The organism is Rhodococcus sp. DK176, assembly GCF_038447315.2.
Lineage (GTDB): Bacteria > Actinomycetota > Actinomycetes > Mycobacteriales > Mycobacteriaceae > Rhodococcus_F > Rhodococcus_F jostii_A.
Genome location: NZ_CP118321.2, coordinates 6,685,968 through 6,707,392, shown reverse-complemented (window position 1 = coordinate 6,707,392; position 21,425 = coordinate 6,685,968). Strand labels below are relative to the sequence as shown.

At 68.3% G+C, this 21,425-nt stretch carries 1 protein-coding gene (only partly in view); it reads right to left on the bottom strand.

Annotation, left to right across the window (positions count from 1 at the left end):
* Nucleotides 1-7: 7 nt before the first annotated feature.
* Nucleotides 8-21,425, bottom strand: partial view of a non-ribosomal peptide synthase/polyketide synthase gene (locus PSR88_RS31015; protein ID WP_037197338.1) — the 3' portion only. Its footprint extends 12,329 nt past the window's final position; 21,418 of the gene's 33,747 nt are visible here — the last part of the coding sequence; the start codon falls outside the window, past its right edge; its stop codon occupies nucleotides 8-10.

Genomic DNA, 21,425 nt, shown 5'->3' with positions numbered 1-21,425 from the left:
GCGGAGATCAGCGCCCGGATCGCTCCTCGGCCTGAGCCACGAGCGCGGTGAGGGCGGCCACCCAGAACTCCCCGAACCGATCCACTTCCGGCGCCGAGATGATGTCGGGCGGGAACGACATGAACGCCGACAACTGCAGGCCCTCCGCGGTTTCCGAAACCACCGACTGGATGTCGAGAACGGCCTGGGCAGGCATCGCGCTGTTCTCGTATCCGCCTGCGATGGAGGATTCGAAATCGGGCAGCCAGTCGAGTCCGCGTACCGCCTCGGGAACCTCGGCCGCGCTGACGCGTCCGATGTAGTTGAACACGATCTGCGGTTCCGACCAGTTCCTCATGACCGCCGACGTGTCGGGGTTCAGGTACCGGAGCAGCCCGTACCCGATTCCCCGGTCCGGGATCGCGCTCAGCTGATCCCGTACGGCGCGCACGGCGTCCGCCGCGCCCGCGCCACCCCGCAGGGCATCGGCGATGTCGACCCCGGCGAGGTCGAGACGTGCCGGGTACATCGTGGTGAACCAGCCGACCGTCCGCGACAGATCCGCACCCGGCACCGTGGACTCTTCACGTCCGTGGCCCTCGAGGGTGACGACCGTCGACGAAGCCTCGACTCCGCGGTCGCGCCGCCATGCGGCCACTGCCAACGCGAGGGCTGCCGCGAGGACGTCGCCGATCTCACCGTCGAGCGAACCCGGCGTGCCACCCAGCAATGCCTCGGTGACCGGTGCCGGAACATCCACCCGGGTCCGCTCCAGCGTGCTCACCAGATCGGTTCCCAGGTCCAGCTCACGCGATCCGAGCAGCGGATCCGGGCCGGTCAGCATGTGTTCCCACACCTCGAGTTCGGCCACCCGCTCCGGCTTGACCGCCGCCTCGAGCAGACCGTCGGTCCAGCGCCGCAGCGACGTTCCGACCGGCTCGAGTGACGGCGACGTACCGGCGGCGATCTGCGCGCCCGCGGTCGCGAAGTCCGGCACGAGGATCCGCCACGACACGGAGTCGATGACGAGGTGGTGCGGCACCACGAGGAGCCGTCCGCGCCGATCCGACTCGGCGGGGTCGAACCAGACGAACTGGAGCATCGACCCGGTGCGCGGGTCGAGGCGATCCAGCGCCGCGTCGAACGCCGCACTCGCCACCGCGTCGAACTCCGGCGAACCGGGCTCGTCGCCGGCCGCGATCGCCACCCGCTGCACGGTGGCGTCGATGTCGACGCTGCCCGCGGGTGCGATCTCGAGCGCGTCCCCCACGCCGGACGTGACCAGGGTCGACCGCAGCACGTCGTGCTTGTCGACCACGGCGGCGATCGTCGCGATCACCTGCTCGCGTTCGATCCCGGCGGGCAGTGTGAGCAACAGCGGCATGACGAACCGGTCGAAGTCGCCGCCGCGCTCGACCATCTTGCGGGCAACTGGGGTGAGCGGCACCGTTCCGACGCCACCACCCTCGTACTCCTGCAGTGCGGCCGCCGCGGACTCGCCCGAGTCGGCCACCGCGGCCAGCTCGGCAACGGTGCGCCGCTCGAACACATCTCGCGCGGTGAAGTGGATACCGGCCGAACGTGCCCGCGCCACCAACTGGATCGACACGATGCTGTCGCCGCCGAGCTCGAAGAACGAGTCGTCGATTCCGACGCTCTCCCGGCCGAGCAGTTCACCGAACACGGTCGCGAGTGCACGCTCGGTGTCGGTGCTCGGCGCCCGGAACTCGGCCGCCGACGCGAAGTCCGGCACCGGCAGTGCGCGCCGGTCGAGCTTGCCGCTGGTACCCAACGGCAGTTCGGCGAGAACCATCACGAAATCCGGAATCATGTACTCGGGCAGCGATTCCGCGACGAACCCGTTCAGCGCCGCCGCGTCGAGAGCGGCATCCGGCTTCGGCACGACGTAGGCGACGAGCCGCGCACCCACCTCGCTGTTGTGGACGATCACGGCCGCCTGCGCCACGTCGCGGTACCGGACGAACGCCTCCTCGACCTCGCCGAGCTCGATACGCAGTCCGCGCACCTTCACCTGGAAGTCGGTGCGGCCCACGAACTCGAGGACGCCGTTCTCGTTCCACCGGACGAGGTCGCCGGTGCGGTACATCCGCGCACCCGAATCGTCGAACGGGTTCGCGACGAACCGTTCCGCACTCAGTGCGGAACTGTTGACGTATCCGCGAGCGAGTTGCGCGCCGTCGAGGTACAGCTCACCGGGAACACCGATCGGCGCCGGCTTCAGATGAGCGTCGAGCACGTAGGCCCGCGTGTTCCAGGCCGGCGAACCGATCGGCGCGATCGTCGCCGTTCCCGACGGCTCCACCACGTGGGCCGTCGAGTTGATGGTCACCTCGGTCGGGCCGTACAGGTTCACCAATTCCGCGGAACCGAGACCGGCGACCCGCTCGGCAGCCGACTGCGGCAGCGGCTCACCGCCCGCGAAGACCAGGCGCAGCGAACCACACCGGTCGGCCGTCGCGGCGTCGAGGAACATGGTCAGCACGGACGGGACGAACTGGATCACCGTCACCGCTTCCGTGCCCACGGTCGCTGCCATGTACTCGGGGTCGCGGTGACCGTCCGGCGACGCGATCACGAGAGTGCCACCGACCACCAACGGCAGGAACAGCTCCCACACCGAGGCGTCGAACGTGAACGGTGTCTTCTGCAGCACCACGTCCTGCGCGCCGATGCCGTAGACGTCCCGCATCCACGCCAGCTGGTTGGCCAGCGCCGCGTGCGGAATCGCCACGCCCTTCGGACGTCCCGTCGAACCCGACGTGTACAGCGCGTAGGCCAGGTTGTCCGGGCGCAACTCGGCGAGCCGCTCGGAATCCTCGACCGGGCCGGCCGCGTACTCGGACAGGTCGAAGTCCTCGACCAGGTACACCGGCACGTCCACGTCGAGATTCGCGATGTCGTCGGCCAGGCTCAGCACACACGTCGGCCTGGCACTGTCCACCACGTACGAGGTGCGGTCCGCCGGGTGCTCCGGGTCGATCGGCACGTACGCGCCACCCGCCGCGTGGACGGCGTAGAGGCTGATCACCATGTCGAGCGAGCGTCGCATCGCGATGCCCACCACCGAGTCCGGCCCCACACCCATCGATATCAGGTGCCGCGCCAGACGATTCACCCGCGCGTCGAACTCCGCGTAGGTGAGCCGGACGTGGTCCGCCACCACCGCCGTTCGATCCGGTGTGCGGGCGACTTGGGCGCCGAACATCGACACCACGGATTCGTCGGTGACGTCGTGCCCCGAGTCGTTCCACCCGGACAGGACGAGTTCGCGTTCGTCGCCGGTCAGCAGGTCGAGATCGCCCACCAGCGTGGAACTGCCTGCCGCGATGGTCTGCAGGATCCGGTTCAGCCGGGACCCGAGCCGCTCGACGGTGTCGGCGCCGAATACGTCGGGAAGGTACTTCAGGACCAGTTGCAGCTCGCTGTCCGACTGGGCCAGCAGGCTCAGCGGGTAGTGCGAGGCGTCGCTGATCTGCACCCCGGCGACCCGGAGACCGTCGATGTCACTGTCCTCGGTGAGACCTGCGCGGTCCACCGGGTACGACTCGAACACCGTCAACGTGTCGAACAGCCCACCGATTCCGGCGATCTGCTGGATCTCCGGAAGACCGATGTGATGGTGGTCGAACAGCGTCGACTGTTCCGCCTGCAGCCGCTCGAGTAGTCCGAGGAGCGACTCACGGGGATCGATACGCACGCGGATCGGGATGGTGTTGATGAACAGGCCCACCATCGACTCGATGCCTGCGACCTCCGGGGGACGACCCGACACGGTGGCGCCGAAGACGACGTCGTCCGAGGCCGTCATGCGGGCCAGCAGCAGACCCCACGCAGCCTGGACGATCGTGTTCATCGTCAGGCCGCGGTCCCGGGCGATGCGCGCCAGGTTCTCGCTCACCACCTCACCGAGGTGCAGCGCGAACTCGGCCGGCTCGGGTCGGTCCTCGCTGCTCGGCGCCGGGGCCAGCACGGTCGGGCCGTCCAGTCCCGCCAGTGCATGCGCCCAGGCGCTGCGCGATGCGTCGGTGTCGCGTTCGGTCAGCCAGCCGAGGAAGTCTCGGTAGCTGCGCACACGCGGCAGCACCGAACCGTCTCCGCGGGTCGCGTACAGCACCAGCAGGTCCTTCATCAGCAACGGCATCGACCATCCGTCGAGCAGGATGTGGTGGTTGCTGATGGAGAACCGGTAGCTGTTCTCGCCCGTGCGGATCAGCAGGAACCGCATCAGGGGCGGACGACTCATGTCGAACCGCGCCGAACGATGCTCGCTCAGAACGGAACTCATCCGCTCCTCGCGTTCGGCCCCGGACAGACCGGAGAGGTCGAGCTCTTCCCACGGCAGTGCGACGCGGTCGACGACCACCTGGACCGCGGTTCCCGAATCGTCGGGGACGAACGCCGTGCGCAGGTTCGCGTGCCGTGCGATCAACGCCTCCGCCGCGCCGCGGAGCCGGCCGGTGTCGACGATGCCCTGGAAGTCCAGCACCACCTGAGCGGTGTAGACGTCGACCGCGTCCTCGGCGAGAACGGAATGGAAGAACATTCCGGACTGCAGAGGGGCGAGCGGCCACACGTCGGTTGCGTCGGGGTAGCGCCGCTCGAGCGCCTCGAGGTCGTCCTGCGTCACGGACACCAGCGGAACGTCGGACGGGGTGAGACCGCCGCCGTTCGGTCCGGAGGCGTGCTCGGCCAGCGCGGTCGCCGCGGCGTGCCACAGTTCGGCGAGCTCCCACACGTCCGCCTCGTCGAGAATCTCGGTGGCGAACGCGATCTTGGCTTCGATCTGGGGACCGGACGCCGTCTCCGACGTCACCGCGTTGATGCTGAGTACCGCGGGTGCCACCATGTCGTCGTCCATGGCACCGCCGAACTCACCCGAATCGCTGTCGGGGATCCAGCCGAGATCCCGGATCTCGGCGGGCAGATCCACCGAGCCCGCGCGACCGAGGTAGTTGAACCCGATCTGCGGAGTCGGCAACGATGCCAGAGCCGCAGCGGTCTCCTCGTTCAGGTAGCGAAGCAGCCCGTAGCCGATGCCCTTGTCGGGCACGGCAAGCAACTGTTCCTTGACAGCCTTCAGCGCCGCGCCTGTCGACGTCCCGCCGTCGAACGCGTCGTCGAGATCGGCCCGGGAGACGTCCAGCCGCACCGGGTACAGGCTCGTGAACCAGCCCACCGTGCGGGAGAGGTCGGCACCGGGCACGGTCGCCTCTTCCCTGCCGTGTCCCTCGAGGTTGATCAGCACCGAGCGATCCTCGGTCCCGTTGCGGAGTCCACGCCAGCGCGCGACCGCGAGAGCGAGAGCCGCGAGCAGGCCGTCGTTGACACCGCCGTTCACGGACTGCGGGATCGTGGTGAGCAGCGCCTGCGTCACCTGCGTCGAGAACGTCATGCTCAGGCGGTCGGTCCGGGCGATCACGTCGCGTGCGGGATCGAATGCACGCTTTCCGATCAGCGGGTCTGTGCCCGCGAGCATCCCGCGCCAGAAGTCGAGTTCCGCCACGCGGTGCGGCGACTTCGCCTCCTCGACGAGACCGTGCGCCCACGCACGGACCGACGAGCCGACCGGTTCGAGCTGCGCCGGCTGTCCCGCCGTGACCTGCGAACCCGCGGTCGCGAAGTCCGGCAACAGCACTCGCCAGGACACACCGTCGACGACGAGGTGATGCGCGAGCACCAGCAGGCGGCCGCTCTGCCCCGGCAACGACGCCGCGGGAGCGAACCACACGAACTGCGTCATCCGGCCCGACGCCGGATCCAGCCGCTCCGCCGCGCGGTCGAGAGCCGCGCGTGCCAGCCTCTCGAATCCGTCCGTTCCCGGCTTGTCGGTGAACTCGATCCGCTCGATCAGGTCGTCCGCACCGAACGCTTCTTCGGTGGAGAGAGCCTCGAACGCCCAGTCGTCCCCGGCCCGGGTGAGCCGGGATCGGAGAATGTCGTGGCGTTCCAGGACAGCATCCACCGTGGCCACCAACTGATCCCGCGTGACCGCGGGCGGGGTGGTCAGCAGAACCGCCTGCGAGAACTTCTCGAAGGTCCCTGCCGTCTCCACCAGCCAGTGCGCGATGGGCGTGAGCGGAATCGAACCGACGCCGCCGCCCGGCAGCTCCTCGAGCTTCACCGACTCGACGTCGGTGGCCCAGGCGGCCACGTCGGCCAGCGCCGAGACGGTCTTGCGCTCGAAGACGTCCCGAGCCGTGAACAGCACCCCGGCGTTCTTCGCGCGGGTCGTCAGCTGGATGGACACGATGCTGTCGCCGCCGAGGGCGAAGAACGAGTCGTCGACGCTGACACGGTCCACACCGAGCACCTGCGCGAAGACGTCGGCGATGGCCTTCTCCATCGGCGTCGACGGCGCGCAGTACTCACTGGCGGCCGACACGAACTGAGGTTCGGGAAGCGCCTTCCGGTCGAGCTTTCCGGCGGGCGTCAGCGGCACCGAGTCGATCGCCATGATCGACGACGGCACCATGTACCCGGGCAGGGTCTCGGACACGAACGCCGACAGTTCCGCGACGTCGATCGACGCGCCGGCAGCGGGCATCACGTACGACACCAGCACGGTCTGACCGGTCTGCTCGCGGTGGTGGCCCAGCGTGACCGCGAAGTCCACGCTCGGGTGGCTGCCGAGTTCGGCGTCGATCTCACCGAGCTCGATGCGGAACCCGCGGACCTTCACCTGGAAGTCCGACCGGCCGACGTAGTCGAGGACGAGGTCGCCGGTCTCCCCGTCGTGCACCCAGCGGACGACGTCGCCGGTGCGGTAGAGCCGCTCACCGGGACCGCCGAACGGGTTGGCGACGAATCGCTCCGCCGTCAGGGCGAACCGGTTGTGATAGCCGCGTGCCACGCTCGGACCCGCCACGTACAGCTCACCCGCGACCCCCACCGGGACGGGCGTGAGCCGCGAGTCGAGCACGACCACGTCGACGCCCCGGGTGGGACCACCGATGGTGACGGGCTGATCCGCCTTCATCGGGTTGCTCGACGTACTCCAGATCGTCGCCTCGGACGGGCCGTAGAGGTTGAACATGCGCCGGCCCGGCGCCCACTTCTGCATGAGTTCCGGCGGGCAGGCCTCACCGGCCACCGACAGCACCTCGATGCCGTCCAACCCGGCCGGGTCGACCGTGGTCAGAGCCGCGGGCGTGATGAACGCGTGCGTGACCTTCTGCTTCTTCAGCAACCGGGCGAGTTCGTCGCCGCCGTAGACCACGCCGGACGCGATGACCATCGTCGACGCGGCGGCCACGGCGTGCAGCAGTTCGAACACGGACGCGTCGAAGCTCGGCGAGGCGAAGTGCAGCACCCGCGACTGCGGAGTGAGGCGGAGTCGCTCGACCTGCTCGGTCGTGACGTTCGCCAGCCCGGTGTGGGTGACGACGACGCCCTTGGGCAGACCCGTCGACCCCGACGTGTAGATGACGTACGCCGCATCGTCGACCCGTGTCGGACGGATGCGGTCGGCGTCGGTGACGGCCTCGGACGACACGGACGCGCAGTCGCCGTCCATCTCGTCCTCACCGAGCACCAGCCAGCGCACGGTGTCCGGCAGCTCGCCGACGTGGGCGCCGGTGGTGAGACCGACCTCGACGCGGGAGTCCGTGACCATGTGCAGGATCCGGTCGAACGGGTAGCTCGGATCGACGGGCACGAATGCGGCGCCGGTCTTCGCGACCGCCCAGATGGAGAGGATGGATTCGACGGAACGCGTCAGCGCCAGTGCGACGAAGTCGTCGGCCCCGATGCCCCTGCCGATCAGGACGCGGGCGAGACGGTTCGAGCGCTCGTCGAGCTCGCGGTAGGTGACCTGTTCGTCGCCGCACACGACGGCGACGGCATCGGGGTCCACCGCGGCGGCGGTGGCCAGGATGCTCGACAGGAGCTCGGGTGCGGCGCTGTCGGCGCCGCGCACGGGTGCCAGCACCGCGTGCTCGTTCTCGCTCAGGACGTCGATGTCCCCGATCAGCACGGAGGCGTCGGTAGTGATCGCCTCGAGGATGCGCTGGAAACGGAACGCGAACGACGCGATCGTGCGTTCGTCGAACAGATCCGTCGCGTAGGTGAAGACGCCCCGCATGGGCGCGTCCCCGTCCGTGCCGGCTGCGTCCGCGAGCGTGAGCTGCAGATCGAACTTCGCGGCGCTGATCCCACCGTCGAGTCCCTCGACCGTCAGACCGGGCAGCTCCAGGTGCGCCTGCTCGATGTTCTGGAAAGCGAGTGCCACCTGGAAGAGCGGCGAGAACGCCGTGGAGCGTTCCGGCTGGAGGATCTCGACCAGCCGCTCGAACGGCACGTCGGTGTGCGTGAACGCACCGAGGTCGTGCTGACGCACCTGCGCGAGGAGGTCGGCGAACGTCGCGTCGACGTCGACCTGCGCGCGCAACACCAGCGTGTTGACGAACATGCCCACGAGGTCGTCGAGCGCGGCCTCGCCGCGGCCCTCGATCGCGGTCCCCAGCGCGATGTCGTCCGTGGCGCTCAGCCGAGCGAGCAGCACCGACAGTGCCGCGTGCGCGACCATGAACAGCGACGCGTTGTGCTCACGCGCCAGCGCCCCGAGCCGGTCGCGCAGTTCCGCGTCGATCTCGAAGTCGAAGTTCGCGCCGCGCATCGACTGCGCGGGCGGCCGCGGCCGGTCCGTCGGCAACGGCAGCACGTCCGGCAGACCGCTGAGCGTGGTCCGCCAGTAGTCGATCTGCTTGGTGGCCAGCGAATCCGACGCGTTCTCGTCGCCGAGCAACTCGTGCTGCCAGAGCGAGAAGTCCGCGTACTGGACGTCGAGCGGAGCCCAGGCAGGTTCGGAACCGGCCGCGCGTGCGCTGTACGCGATCACCACGTCGCGCGCCAGCGGTGCCGTCGAGGCACCGTCGGAGGAGATGTGGTGGACCACGATGACCAGCACGTGCTGCTCGGCGTCGATCCGCAGGAGACGCGCGCGGACCGGGACGGTCTTCGCGACGTCGAAACCGGCGGTGACGAGGGAGATCACGCGCCCACGCAGGGCGTTCTCGTCTGCGACGTTCTCCACGTCCAGTGAGGTGAAACTCCGGGTACGCGACAGCACGACCTGGCCCGGACCGTCTCCGGTGTCGGGGTACGTCGTGCGCAGCGTCTCGTGCCGTTCGACGACGTCGCCGAGTGCCTGTTCGAGCGCCGGGACGTCTAGGTGGCCCGTCAGCCTGATCGCCAACGGAATGTTGTACGCCGCCGACGCCGTGTCGAACTGGTTGATGAACCACATGCGGGACTGCGCCGGGGACAGCGGAATCCGGGCCGGACGCGGCTGCGGCACCAGGGCCGGGCGGTTCGCGCCCGCCGAATCGGACTGCTCGGCGCGAGCCGACAGCGCGATCACCGTCGGAGCCTCGAACAGTTCGCGCACACCGATCGACGTGTCGAGCGCGGCGTTGACGCGGGCGACCACGCGCGTCGCGACCAGTGAGTTGCCGCCGAGGTCGAAGAAGCTCGTGTCCACGCTGACCCGCTCGTGACCGAGCACGTCCGCGAAGACTCCGGCGACGATCTCCTCGACGGGCGTACGCGGAGCCTTGTAATGGTCCACGGCGCCACCGAACTCGGGTTCGGGGAGCGCCTTGCGATCGAGCTTGCCGTTGATGTTCAGCGGCAGCACGTCGAGGGCGATCAGCGCGGACGGCACCATGTATCCCGGCACCGACCGGCCGGCGAACGTGAGAACGTCGGCGTCGTCGACGGAGACGCCCTGCTCCGGCACCACGTAGCCGACGAGCCGGTCCCCGGTGTGACGGTCGTGGTGGACGACGACGACGGCCTGCGCCACCGACGGGTGCGCCACGAGCGCCCGCTCGATCTCGCCGAGTTCGATCCGGAAACCGCGGACCTTGACCTGGAAGTCGCTCCGGCCGACGTAGTCGAGGTTGCCGTCGCGGTTCCATCGCACCAGGTCACCGGTGCGGTACATCCGGTGTCCGGCGTCGCCGAACGGGTTGGCGACGAACCGTTCCGCGGTGAGGTCGTGGCGGCCGAAGTAACCGCGCGCCAACTGCTCGCCCGCGAGATAGAGCTCACCTGTGACGCCGGCGGGAACCGGGTGAAGACGCGCATCGAGAACGTACGTCTGCGTGTTCCATTCGGGCCTGCCGATCGGGACCGAACCGTCGCGCTCGTCGCCGCACCGGTAGTGGGTGACGCTGACGGCGGCCTCGGTGGGGCCGTACAGGTTGAAGATCTCCGCGTCGGAGACGTCGCGGAAGCGGAGCATCGTGTCGGCGGGCAGTGCCTCACCGATGCAGAGCACACGTCTCAACGACACCAGCTGGGCAGGCTCCGCCACCGCGACGAACGCCGACAGCAGCGAAGGCACGAAGTGGACCGTCGAGACCTGCTGCTCCGCAACGAGTGCGGCCAGGTACGACGGGTCGCGGTGGCCGTCCGGTGTGGCGACGACCAGACGTGCGCCCGCGGTCAGCGCCCACCAGAACTCCCACACCGACAGGTCGAACGTCGCCGCCGTCTTGAGCAACACCGAGTCTTCGGCGGTGAGCGGATATTCCGACTGCTTCCACCGCAACTGGTTGGCGATCGCACGGTGCGCGATCGCCACACCCTTCGGGCGGCCGGTCGAGCCGGACGTGTAGATCACGTACGCGGCGTTCTCCGGCCGCAGCGGCGTGATCCGCTCCGAGTCGGTGAGCGGGGACGGGTCGATTCCGCCCAGATCCAGTTCGTCGAGGAGGAGGTAGTCGACCTCGCCCGGCAGTCCCCCGACGACGGCGCGGGTCGCCAGGACGCAGACGGGTTGTGCGCTCTCCATCACGTACGCGGTGCGCTCGGCCGGATGGTCCGGGTCGATCGGCAGGTACGCACCGCCGGCCGCGGCGATCGCGTACATGCCGACCAGCAGTTCCACCGAACGCGGAATCGCGAGGCCGACCACGGTTTCCGGGCCGACCCCGCGGCCGACGAGGTGCCGGGCCAACCGGTTGACCCTCGCCGAGAAGTCGGCGTACGTCAGCGACTCGCCCTCGAACACGAGAGCGGTGACGTCCGGGTTCTCCGCGGCGGCGGACGCGAACATGTCCGAGAGCGTCGTCTCCGGCAGGGCCCGCTCCGTGTCGTTCCATCCGGACACCACCAGCGCACGCTCGTCGCTGCCTGCGAGCGGCAGGTCGCCGACCGCGGTCCGCGGCGAGTCCACCGCGGCGGCCAGGACGCGGCGGAACATGTCCGCGAAACGCTTGACGGTGGCGGCGTCGAACAGGTCGGTCGCGAACGTGAACACGCCCGACATCTGCTCACCCTCGGGGCTGTCGCCCAGGATCAGATGCAGGTCGAACTGCGCGGTGTCGCCCTCGACCTCGAGCGGTGTGACGGTGAGGTCGGGCAGTTCCAGCTCGGCCTTCGTCGTGTTCTGGAACGAGTAGCCCACCTGGAAGATCGGGTGGTGGGCCATCGAGCGTGCCGGGTTCAGGACCTCGACCAGGCGCTCGAACGGCACGTCGGCGTGCGAGAACGCCTCGAGGTCGGCCTCCCGGGCACGATCGAGGATCTCGTCGAACGTCTGCTGCCCGTCGACCTGCACCCGCAGCGCAAGGGTGTTGACGAACATGCCGACGACGTCGTCGAGTTCGCGCTCGCCGCGGCCTGCGATCGGGGTGCCCACCGAGATGTCCTCGGCGCCGGACAACCGGCTGAGCAGCACCGCGAACGCGGCGTGCACGGCCATGAACACGCTGGCGTTGTGCCTGCGGGCCAGCGCTGCCAGACCGCGGTGCACCTCGGCGTCGATGGTGAAGTCGATCCGCGACCCGCGCAGGGACTGCACGGGCGGTCGCGGCCGGTCCACCGGCAGCTCGAGGAGATCGGGCACGCCGGCAAGCGTCTTCTTCCAGAAGGCCAACTGGGCGGCGATCAGGCTGTCGGGGTCGTCCTCGCTGCCGAGGAGTTCACGCTGCCAGATCGCGTAATCCGCGTACTGCACCGGGAGCGGCGCGAAGCCGGGTTCCCGGCCTGCCGCCCGCGACGCATACGCCACCATGACGTCGCGCACGAACGGCGCCGTGGACTCACCGTCGGTGGACACGTGGTGCACGACGAGTGCCAGCACGTAGTCCTGCGGGCCGACCTCGAACAGTCGCGTCCGGATCGGCGGAACGTCGGCGGTGACGTCGAATCCGGCGGTGACCATCTCCACCAACTGCTCGCGCAGTTCGTCATCCGACACCGCAGCGGGCGTCAGGTCCAGCCGGACCTGGTCGGCGGGGAGGATCACCTGGTGCGGGCCCTCCGGCGAGTCCGGGTAGATCGTGCGCAGCGACTCGTGCCGGTCGAGCACGTCGAACACGGCGGACTGCAGCGCGTCCACGTCCAGCGCACCGGTCAATCGGACCGCGAGGGGAATGTTGTAGGCGGGCGAGTCGGGGTCGAAGCGGTTGATGAACCACATCCGGGACTGTGCCAGCGACAGCGGGACGAAGGCAGACCTCTCCCGCGGCGCGAGGACGGGCCGCGGTCGGAGGTTCTCGTCCGGAGTGGCGATGCGGGCGGCGAGGCCCGCGACCGTCGGCGCCTCGAACAGTTCCCGCACTCCGATGCGGCGACCGAAGACCTGCCCGGCCCTGGACACGACACGGGTGGCGCTCAGCGAATTTCCGCCGAGGTCGAAGAAGCTGTCGTCGACGCTGACCTGCTCGAGTCCGAGCACGTCGGCGAAGATGCCTGCGATCGTCTCTTCCGCGGGTGTCGTCGGGGCACGGAACTCCGCGCCCGCGGTGACGAACTCGGGTTCGGGCAGCCGCGCGCGATCCAGCTTGCCGATGCCGGTCAGCGGGACCTCGTCGAGGAGAATCACGACGGACGGCACCATGTACGGCGGAAGCGTCTCGCCGACAACCGACTTCAGCGATTCCGGATCGACCGTTGCCCCGTCGGCAGGCAGGACGTACGACACGAGAGTCGTCAGCCCGGCAGGGTTCTCGCGACCCACGGTCACGGCGAACTCGACGTTCGGCTGCGCGGCCAGGGCGGCGTCGATCTCACCGAGTTCAACGCGGAACCCGCGGACCTTCACCTGGAAGTCGGACCGGCCGACGTACTCCACCCGGTGTCCGTCCGCCCAGCGCACGACGTCGCCGGTGCGGTACATGCGCGCGCCGGGTTCGCCGAACGGGTTGGCCACGAACCGCTCCGCCGTGACCGACGGACGGTTGTGGTAGCCGCGGGTCACCGACGGACCGCAGATGTAGAGCTCCCCGGGAACTCCCTCGGGCACCGGACGCAACCTCGAATCGAGGATGAGGGATTCGACGCCACGCAGCGGCGAACCGATCGTCACGCGTTCGCCCGCCACCATCGGTTCGGTGATGGTGACGATGACCGTGGTCTCGGTGGGACCGTAGGCGTTGCGCATCTCGCGGCCGGGAGCCCACCGTGCCACGAGTTCCGGTGTGCAGGTGTCGCCGCCGACCACGACGGACGTGACCGTGTCGAGCCCGTCGGGGTCGACGGTCATCAGCGCGGTCGGTGTCATGACCACGTTGTTGACCCGTTCGCGGCGGATCAGGTCGGCGAGTTCGTCGCCGCCGTACACGTCCGCGGGCGAGATCACCAGGGTGGCGCCCGCGCTGAACGCGGCGAGCATCTCCCCGACCGACGTGTCGAAGCTCGGCGACGCCACGTGCAGGAAACGGGAGTTCGGCGACACGACGTAGTGCTCGCGCACCTCACGGGTGAGGTTCGCCAGACCGCGGTGGGTGACCACGACGCCCTTCGGCTTACCCGTCGAACCCGAGGTGTAGATGAGATACGCCGGGTGATCGACCGCGAGGGGACGGATGCGGTCACTGTCCTCAACCGGGCCCGCATCCTCCAAATCGACCTCGGCGACGAACTTTTTGTTGTCAAGCTGCAACCACGTCACGGCCTGCGGGAGACTGTCGTGCACGCCTGACACAGTGAGGCCCAGGCCCGCACCCGAGTCCGACAACATCTCGGCCACGCGGTCGAGCGGAAGCTTCGGGTCCACAGGCAGGTAGGCACCGCCGGCCTTCGCGATCGCCCAGATTCCCCAAATTGATTCGACAGAACGCGTGATCGCGAGAGCAACATAGGTCTCCGGACCCACGCCGTGCCCAATGAGCACTCGTGCCAACCGGTTGGACTGCTCATCGAGCTGACGGTAAGTCAGCTCACGTCCCTCGAAAGAGAGCGCGGTTGCATCCGGAGCGATCTCGACCCGTGAACGCAGCAGATCGGGCAGCACCTGCGGTGCCACCGAATCGAGACCTCGCACCGGCGCGATTGCCGCCTTCTCCTGCGGATCGAGGATCTCGATATCACCGAGCACTGCCGACGGCTCGGTCGAGACCACGTCGAGGATGCGGGCGAATCTCCTCGCGAAGCCCTGGATCGTGTCCTCATCGAACAGATCTGTCGCGTAGTTGAAGGACGCGGAGATACCCGCGGCTCCCCCCTCGACGTAGCGCTCGCCGACACTGAGCTGTAGATCGAATTTCGCCACATCCAAGGGTGTTTCGAGTATCGACACCTCCAGTCCGGGGAGTTCGAGCGTGGCGCCGGTGCTGTCGTTGAACGCCAGCGCGACCTGGAACAGCGGTTGATGCGCGGTCGAGCGGGGCACCTTCAGCACCTCGACCAGGCGCTCGAAGGGGACGTCGGCGTGCGCGAATGCCTCGAGGTCCGTCTCGCGAACCTGCTCGAGCAACTCGACGAAGCGGGCGTCCGGGTTCACCGTGCTCCGCAACACCAGCGTGTTGACGAACATGCCGACCATGTCGTCGACTTCACGTACGCCGCGACCAGCGATCGGGGTCCCGATGGCGAGATCGGTGTCGGAGCTGAGACGCTCTAGCAGCACCGCGAACGCCGCGTGCACAACCATGAACATGCTCGCGTTATGCCGGCGCGCGACAGCGGCGAGCGCTCGATGCGTCTGCGCATCGATCTCGAACGCGAATGTCGCGCCCCGCAACGACTGCACCGGCGGACGCTGATGGTCGGTGGGCAATTCGAGCAGTTCAGGGAGGTCCGCGAGTGTCCTACTCCAGTAGCCGATCTGTCGCGCCGCGATCGAACCCGGTTCGGATTCGTCGCCGAGCACCTGACGCTGCCACAGTGCGAAATCCGCGTATTGCACCGAGAGCGGATCCCAGCCTGGTTCTGTCCCCGCAGCGCGCGCAACATACGCTTCCATCATGTCGCGGAACAGCGGCGCCATCGATGCACCGTCAGCCGCGATGTGGTGGACGACGAGGACGAGGATGTACTCGTTCTCGCTCACCTTCAGAAGGCGGACGCGAAACGGAACGGAAGTGCTGACGTCGAAACCGGCGTTTGCCAGTTCCCTGGCCTGCCTGTACAGCTCGGCCTCGTCGCCCACAGACTCCGCGACCAATTGCGGTACCGCATCCGAGGCCGGGAGAATGACCTGACACGGCCCGTCGGGCGATTCGGGAAACACGGTGCGCAGCGACTCGTGCCGTTGCAGGACATCAGCAAGTGCAGCACGTAGGGCCTCGACGTCCAGGTTTCCGCTCAGGCGTAGCGCCATCGGCAGGTTGTAGGCCCCCGACCCGGTGTCGAACTGGTTGATAAACCACATCCGGGACTGTGCCAGTGACAGCGGAATCCGTTCCGGACGCGGTCCGGCGACCAGTGGAAGACGGGGGCGGTCGCCGTCGACAGCCCGCTCGACCAGTGCAGCAACACCCTCGACGGTGGGGTTCTCGAACACCGAACGCACCGTGAGCTCCGTGCCGAGAGCCATATCGAGACGTGCAACCACACGGGTGGCACTGAGCGAGTTCCCGCCGAGATCGAAGAACGAATCGGTGGCGCCGACCCTGTCGATTCCGAGGACCTGCGCGAAGACGCCCGCCACGACCGCCTCGACCTCGGTCCGCGGTACGACGTACTCGCGATACTCCGATTCGAAGTCGGGTTCCGGCAGGCGCTTGCGGTCGACCTTGCCGTTGTTGTTGAGCGGCATCGACTCGAGCACCACGAGTACGTCCGGAACCATGTGCGCGGGCAGCTTCTTCTCGAGCGAGGCCAAGACCTCGCTCGGGTGCAGCTCTCCCTCGGCCGGCACCGCGTATGCCACGAGGCGCTGACCCTGCGGACTCTCATGCACCACCGCCACCGTCTGGTAGACGTCGGGGTGGGCGAGCAGCGCGAACTCGATCTCACCAAGTTCGATACGCAGCCCGCGAATCTTGACCTGGAAGTCGGTACGGCCCAGGAAGTCGTAGTTCTTGTCGTTTCGGCGACGCACGAGGTCGCCGGTGCGATACATGCGCGTTCCCGAAGCGCCGAACGGGTCGGCGATGAAACGGGTCGACGTGACACCGAACATGTTGCCGTATCCGCGGCCGACCGCGATGCCACCGACGTACAGCTCACCCGTCATGCCGTCTGGCACTCGGCGCAGACGGCTGTCGAGAACATAGAGAGCCACGTTGTCCAGCACGGGTCCGATCGGCAGACGCAGCTGATCTGACACCGCGTCCGCGGGCTGGATCACGTACGACGTCACGATGTCTGACGCCTCGGTGGGCCCGTAGCTGTTGTGGCACCGCACGCCTCGGTCGAGGAACTTCTTCAGCGGCGCCGCCTTGACGGCTTCGCCACCGAGCGCGATGGTGCGAACGGAGGCAAGTTCCTCATCGTTCTCCAGCTCGGCGACGATCTCGAATGCTCCGGGCGCCATGTTGACCACAGTCAACTCGTTCTCGGCGATCTGCCGCAGAATCGACTGCGGCTCGAAGCCTTCCACCGCGAGATGGATGGCGCCTCCCGATGACAGCGTTCCCCACACCGTCTTCTGGGTGAGGTCGAATCCCGGAGCCGATGAAACCAGAACACCGTCCCCTTGCTCGAGGGAGAGCTGCCCCCGGAACCAGACCATCATGTTGCAGAAGCCGGTCATCGGTACGAGGGCGGGCTTCGGCCTGCCGGTGGACCCTGACGTAGAGATCACGTATGCCAGGCGTACACCGGAACCCGGCTCCGCCCAACGGTTGTCGAGATCGGTGCCCTCGCGCGCGGCGAGTGCCTCGGACACATCGGGATCGTCGAGAACGAGCACATCGACATTCACGCCGTCCGCGTCAGCCCACGAGCCCGTGCTGATCACCATGCGAGCGCCACAGTCCTCGATCATGGCTGCGATGCGCTCAGCCGGATACGCCGGATCGATCGGAGCATAGGCAGCTCCGGCCTTCCAGGTCGCCAGCATGCCGACGATCCACTCGATCGACCGCGGGACGACGAGGGCCACCACGTCGTCCGGACGGACTCCGCGAGCCACCAGCTCGTGCGCAACGTGGTTCGCACGCGTGTTCAGCTCGCGCCGCGACAGTCGGATCCCGTTACCTACGAGCGCGAGAGTGTCCGGGTCGAGACTCACCTGCTCGTGCCAGCAATCGATCAGATCGACAGGAAGGGCGTCGACGCGTCCGTCGGACGTCGAGGTGGCCTCGGCGATCACCCCGGCGAGCATGCCTGCGAACTGATCCGCGAAACCCTCACCGGACGCACCATCGAGCAGACCGGGCAGCAAGGTGGACAGCGCGACAGTCACCGCGGCCTCCGGACCGACACCGACACTCGCCAAGGTCTTGGCCAGCTCGCCGGACTTCTCGTGCCATTGCCGATAGGTGACGTCTATTCCGTTGTGCGACAGCGCGGTGCCGTCGGGGTTGATCGACGCTGCAGCGTCGAGGAGCTCCGGCAGCGGCTTCGCGGCCAAGTCCTCGGCGACACTGTGCGAACCGAGCGACGCTACGGGGGCTTCGGACGCGACGCGGCTGTCGAGCTCCGCGTGCTCGTCGGCCGACAGGATGTCGATGTCGCCGACCACGACGGAACTGTCCGCCACGACCGCGTCGAGGATGCGCTGGAAACGATCCGCGTACTTGCCCACGGTCGTCTTATCGAAGATGTCGGTGGCATAGGTGAGGACCGCCCGCGTCGGGCCTTGGGCGTCCGCTCCCTGCTCGTCGATTGCGAGCGTCAGATCGAACTTCGCGAGGGTGGCTTCGCTGTCCAGTGCCGTCACGGTCAGTCCCGGCAGCTCGAGCCGGGCAGTCTCGTTGTTCTGGAAGGTCAGCATGACCTGCACCAACGGTGCATACGTGTTGGACCGCACCGGAGCGAGCGCTTCGACCAAACGCTCGAAGGGCACATCCGTGTGCTCGAACGCGCCGAGATCCGTCTCGCGCGCACTCGCCAGGACGTCGCCGAAGGTGGCCGATTGCGCGACCTTCGTCCGCAACACGAGCGTGTTGACGAACATACCGACGAGGTCGTCGAGGGCGGCATCTCCGCGACCACCCACCGGTGTGCCCACCGCGATGTCGTCGGTCCCGCTCATCCGCGAGAGGAGCACCGCGAAGGCGGCATGCACCACCATGAAGACGGTCGCGTCGTGCCGACGGGCGACCTCGGCGAGCGCGGCCTTCTGCTCGGCATCGATCTCGAACTCCACACGCGCACCCTGTGGCGACCTGTGGGGGGTCCGCTGACGATCCAATGGGAGGTCGAGCAGGGCCGGGAGGTCCGCGAGGGTGTCCTTCCAGAACTCGAGCTGCTTCGACGCCGGGGACGTCGGGTCGTCCTCGGAGCCGAGCACCTCACGTTGCCACAACGCAAAGTCCGCGAACTGCACCGGAAGCGGCGTCCAGCCAGGCTGCCCGCCGGCAATCCGAGCACTGTAGGCAGTCAGCAGGTCCCGCGCGAGCGGCGCCATGGAGCCGCCGTCCGCGGAAATGTGGTGGATCACCACGACGAGCACGTGTTCGGTACTGCTCTCGCCGCCTACCCGGTAGAGCGCGGCGCGAACCGGGACGGCCTTCGCGACGTCGAAACCGGTCGTTGCGAGGGCGAACACCTGCCGGTGCAGATCGGTGTCGTCGGCGACAGGCGTGACCGCGAGGTCGATTCCTACCTCGTCCGGGGTACGCACGACCTGGTACGGCCCCTCCGGCGAGGAAGGGAACAGTGTCCGCAGCGATTCGTGCCGTACCACGACGTCCCGCAACGCGGTCTGCAACGCCGCGACGTCGAGCGATCCCGTGAGCCGTAGCGCGAGCGGGATGTTGTACGCGGCTGAAGCCGGGTCGTACCGGTTGGCGAACCACATCCGCTGCTGTGCGAGAGACAGCGGGATGCGGTCGGGGCGCGGACGCGGAACGAGCGCGGGGCGGGCGGCAGTACCGGCGCCGTGTTCGGCCACGCGCCGGGCGAGACCGGCGACGGTCGGTGCCTCGAAAAGTTCACGAACGCCGAGGTCGGTGCTGAGCGCCGTGTTCAGCCGCGACACAACGCGAGTCGCGACAAGCGAGTTGCCGCCCAGATCGAAGAACGAGTCGTCCAGTCCGACCCGCTCCACACCGAGAACGTCGACGAAGATATCCGCCACGATGCGCTCGACGTCTGTCTCGGGAGCCCGGTATTCCCTTCCCTCCGCCAGGAACTCGGGCTCGGGCAGGGCGCGGCGGTCGAGCTTGCCCACCGGGGTGAGCGGGATGGCGTCGAGGGTCACGATCGTCGACGGCACCATGTACGTGGGCACGAACTCGCCCACGAAGTCCAGCATCCGGGTGACGTCCACCTCGGCGCCCGGCACCGGAAGCACGTACGACACGAGGACCGAATCGCCGGACGGTCCGGGCAGCACGGACGTCGTGGCGAAGTCGACGGCGGGGTGCTTGGCGAGCACCGCGTCGATCTCGCCGAGTTCGATGCGGAACCCGCGGACCTTCACCTGCTGGTCCGAGCGGCCGACGTAGTCGACGGTCAGCGCACCGTCCGCGTCCTTCGTCCAGCGCACGACGTCGCCGGTGCGGTACATCCGGTCGCCCGGCTCACCATACGGGTTCGCGACGAAGCGTCCCGCGGTCAGCGGCGTGCGCTGGTGATAGCCACGGGCGAGTCCGAGACCCGACAGATAGAGGTCACCTGCGATACCGACCGGAACGGGGCGGAGCCGATCGTCGAGGACCAGCGCGCTGGTGCCGCGGATCGGACCACCGATCGTGACCGGGCCGTCGGCGGCCATCGGGTCGCTGATGTTTGTCATGATCGTGGTCTCGGTGGGACCGTATCCGTTGAACAGCGAACGTCCGGGTGCCCAGCGGGCCGCGAGTTCCGCCGGGACGGCCTCGCCGCCGGCGACGACGAACTGGAAGTCGTCCAGCCCGGATGGGTCCACGGACGCCAGCGCCGAAGGCGTGACGAAGCCGTGCGTGACGCGGTGTGCGCGCAGGAACTTCGCGAACTCGGGTCCGCCGTACACGTCGGTGGGAGCGATCACCATGGTGGCACCGGCGCCGACCGCGAGCAGCAGTTCGAGAACGGACGCGTCGAAGCTCGGCGACGCGAAGTGCAGCGTCCGCGAGTCCGTCGTCACCCGGTAACGCTCACGCTGTTCGGCCGCGAAGTTGGCGAGACCCCGGTGCGTCACGACGACGCCCTTGGGCTGCCCGGTGGTGCCGGACGTGTAGATCACGTAGGCGCTGTTGGCCGGTGTCACGGCCGTGCGACGCTCCGCCTCCGCGACGGGAGCCGTGGAATACTGCGCGGCGGCGTTCTCGAAGTCTTCGCTGTCGAGGACCAGCCAATCCACGTCCGCAGGAAGCCGGCCGACCTCGGAGCTCACGGAAAGCCCCAGCGACACACCGGAATCGGTGACCATGTGCGCTATGCGCTCGTCCGGGTACCCGGGGTCGATCGGCACGTACGCGCCGCCGCTCTTGGCGACCGCCCAGATGCCGGCGATCGACGCGATCGAGCGGGTGATGCCGAGCCCGACGAACGTCTCCGCGCCGACTCCGCGCTCGATCAGGATGCGCGCCACACGGTTCGAGAGCTCGTCCAGCTCGCGGTAGGTGATGCTGTCGCCGCCCGAGACGATCGCGACCCCGTCGGGGTTCGCGGCGACCGCCGCGGACAGCAGTTCGACGAGAGTCGTGGGCGGTGTGCCCTCGATACCGCGGACCGGTGTCAGTTCCGCTGTCTCCTCGGCGTCGAGGATGGGGATGTCCCCTACCGCGGTGTCGGTTCCGCCGCCTGCGACGGCGGCGAGGATCCGCACGAAACGGTCCGCGAAGCCCTGCACGGTCTCCGCGTCGAAGATCTCGGTGGCGAACCCGAGAACGCCGGTGATCCCGGTGGGCGCACCCTCGTCCGACCACAATTCGCGCAGGTCCACGGTGAGGTCGAACTTACTGAACTCGACGTCCACGGCGCCGGGTGTCGCCTCGAGTCCGGCGAATTCGAGCGACGGAATGCCGTTGACCTGATGGGTCAGCACGACCTGGAACAGCGGCGAGTACGCCGTCGACCGGGTCGGCTTCAGGGCGTCCACCAACTGCTCGAACGGGACGTCCTGGTTGCTGAACGCGGCGAGGTCCTGGGTGCGGACC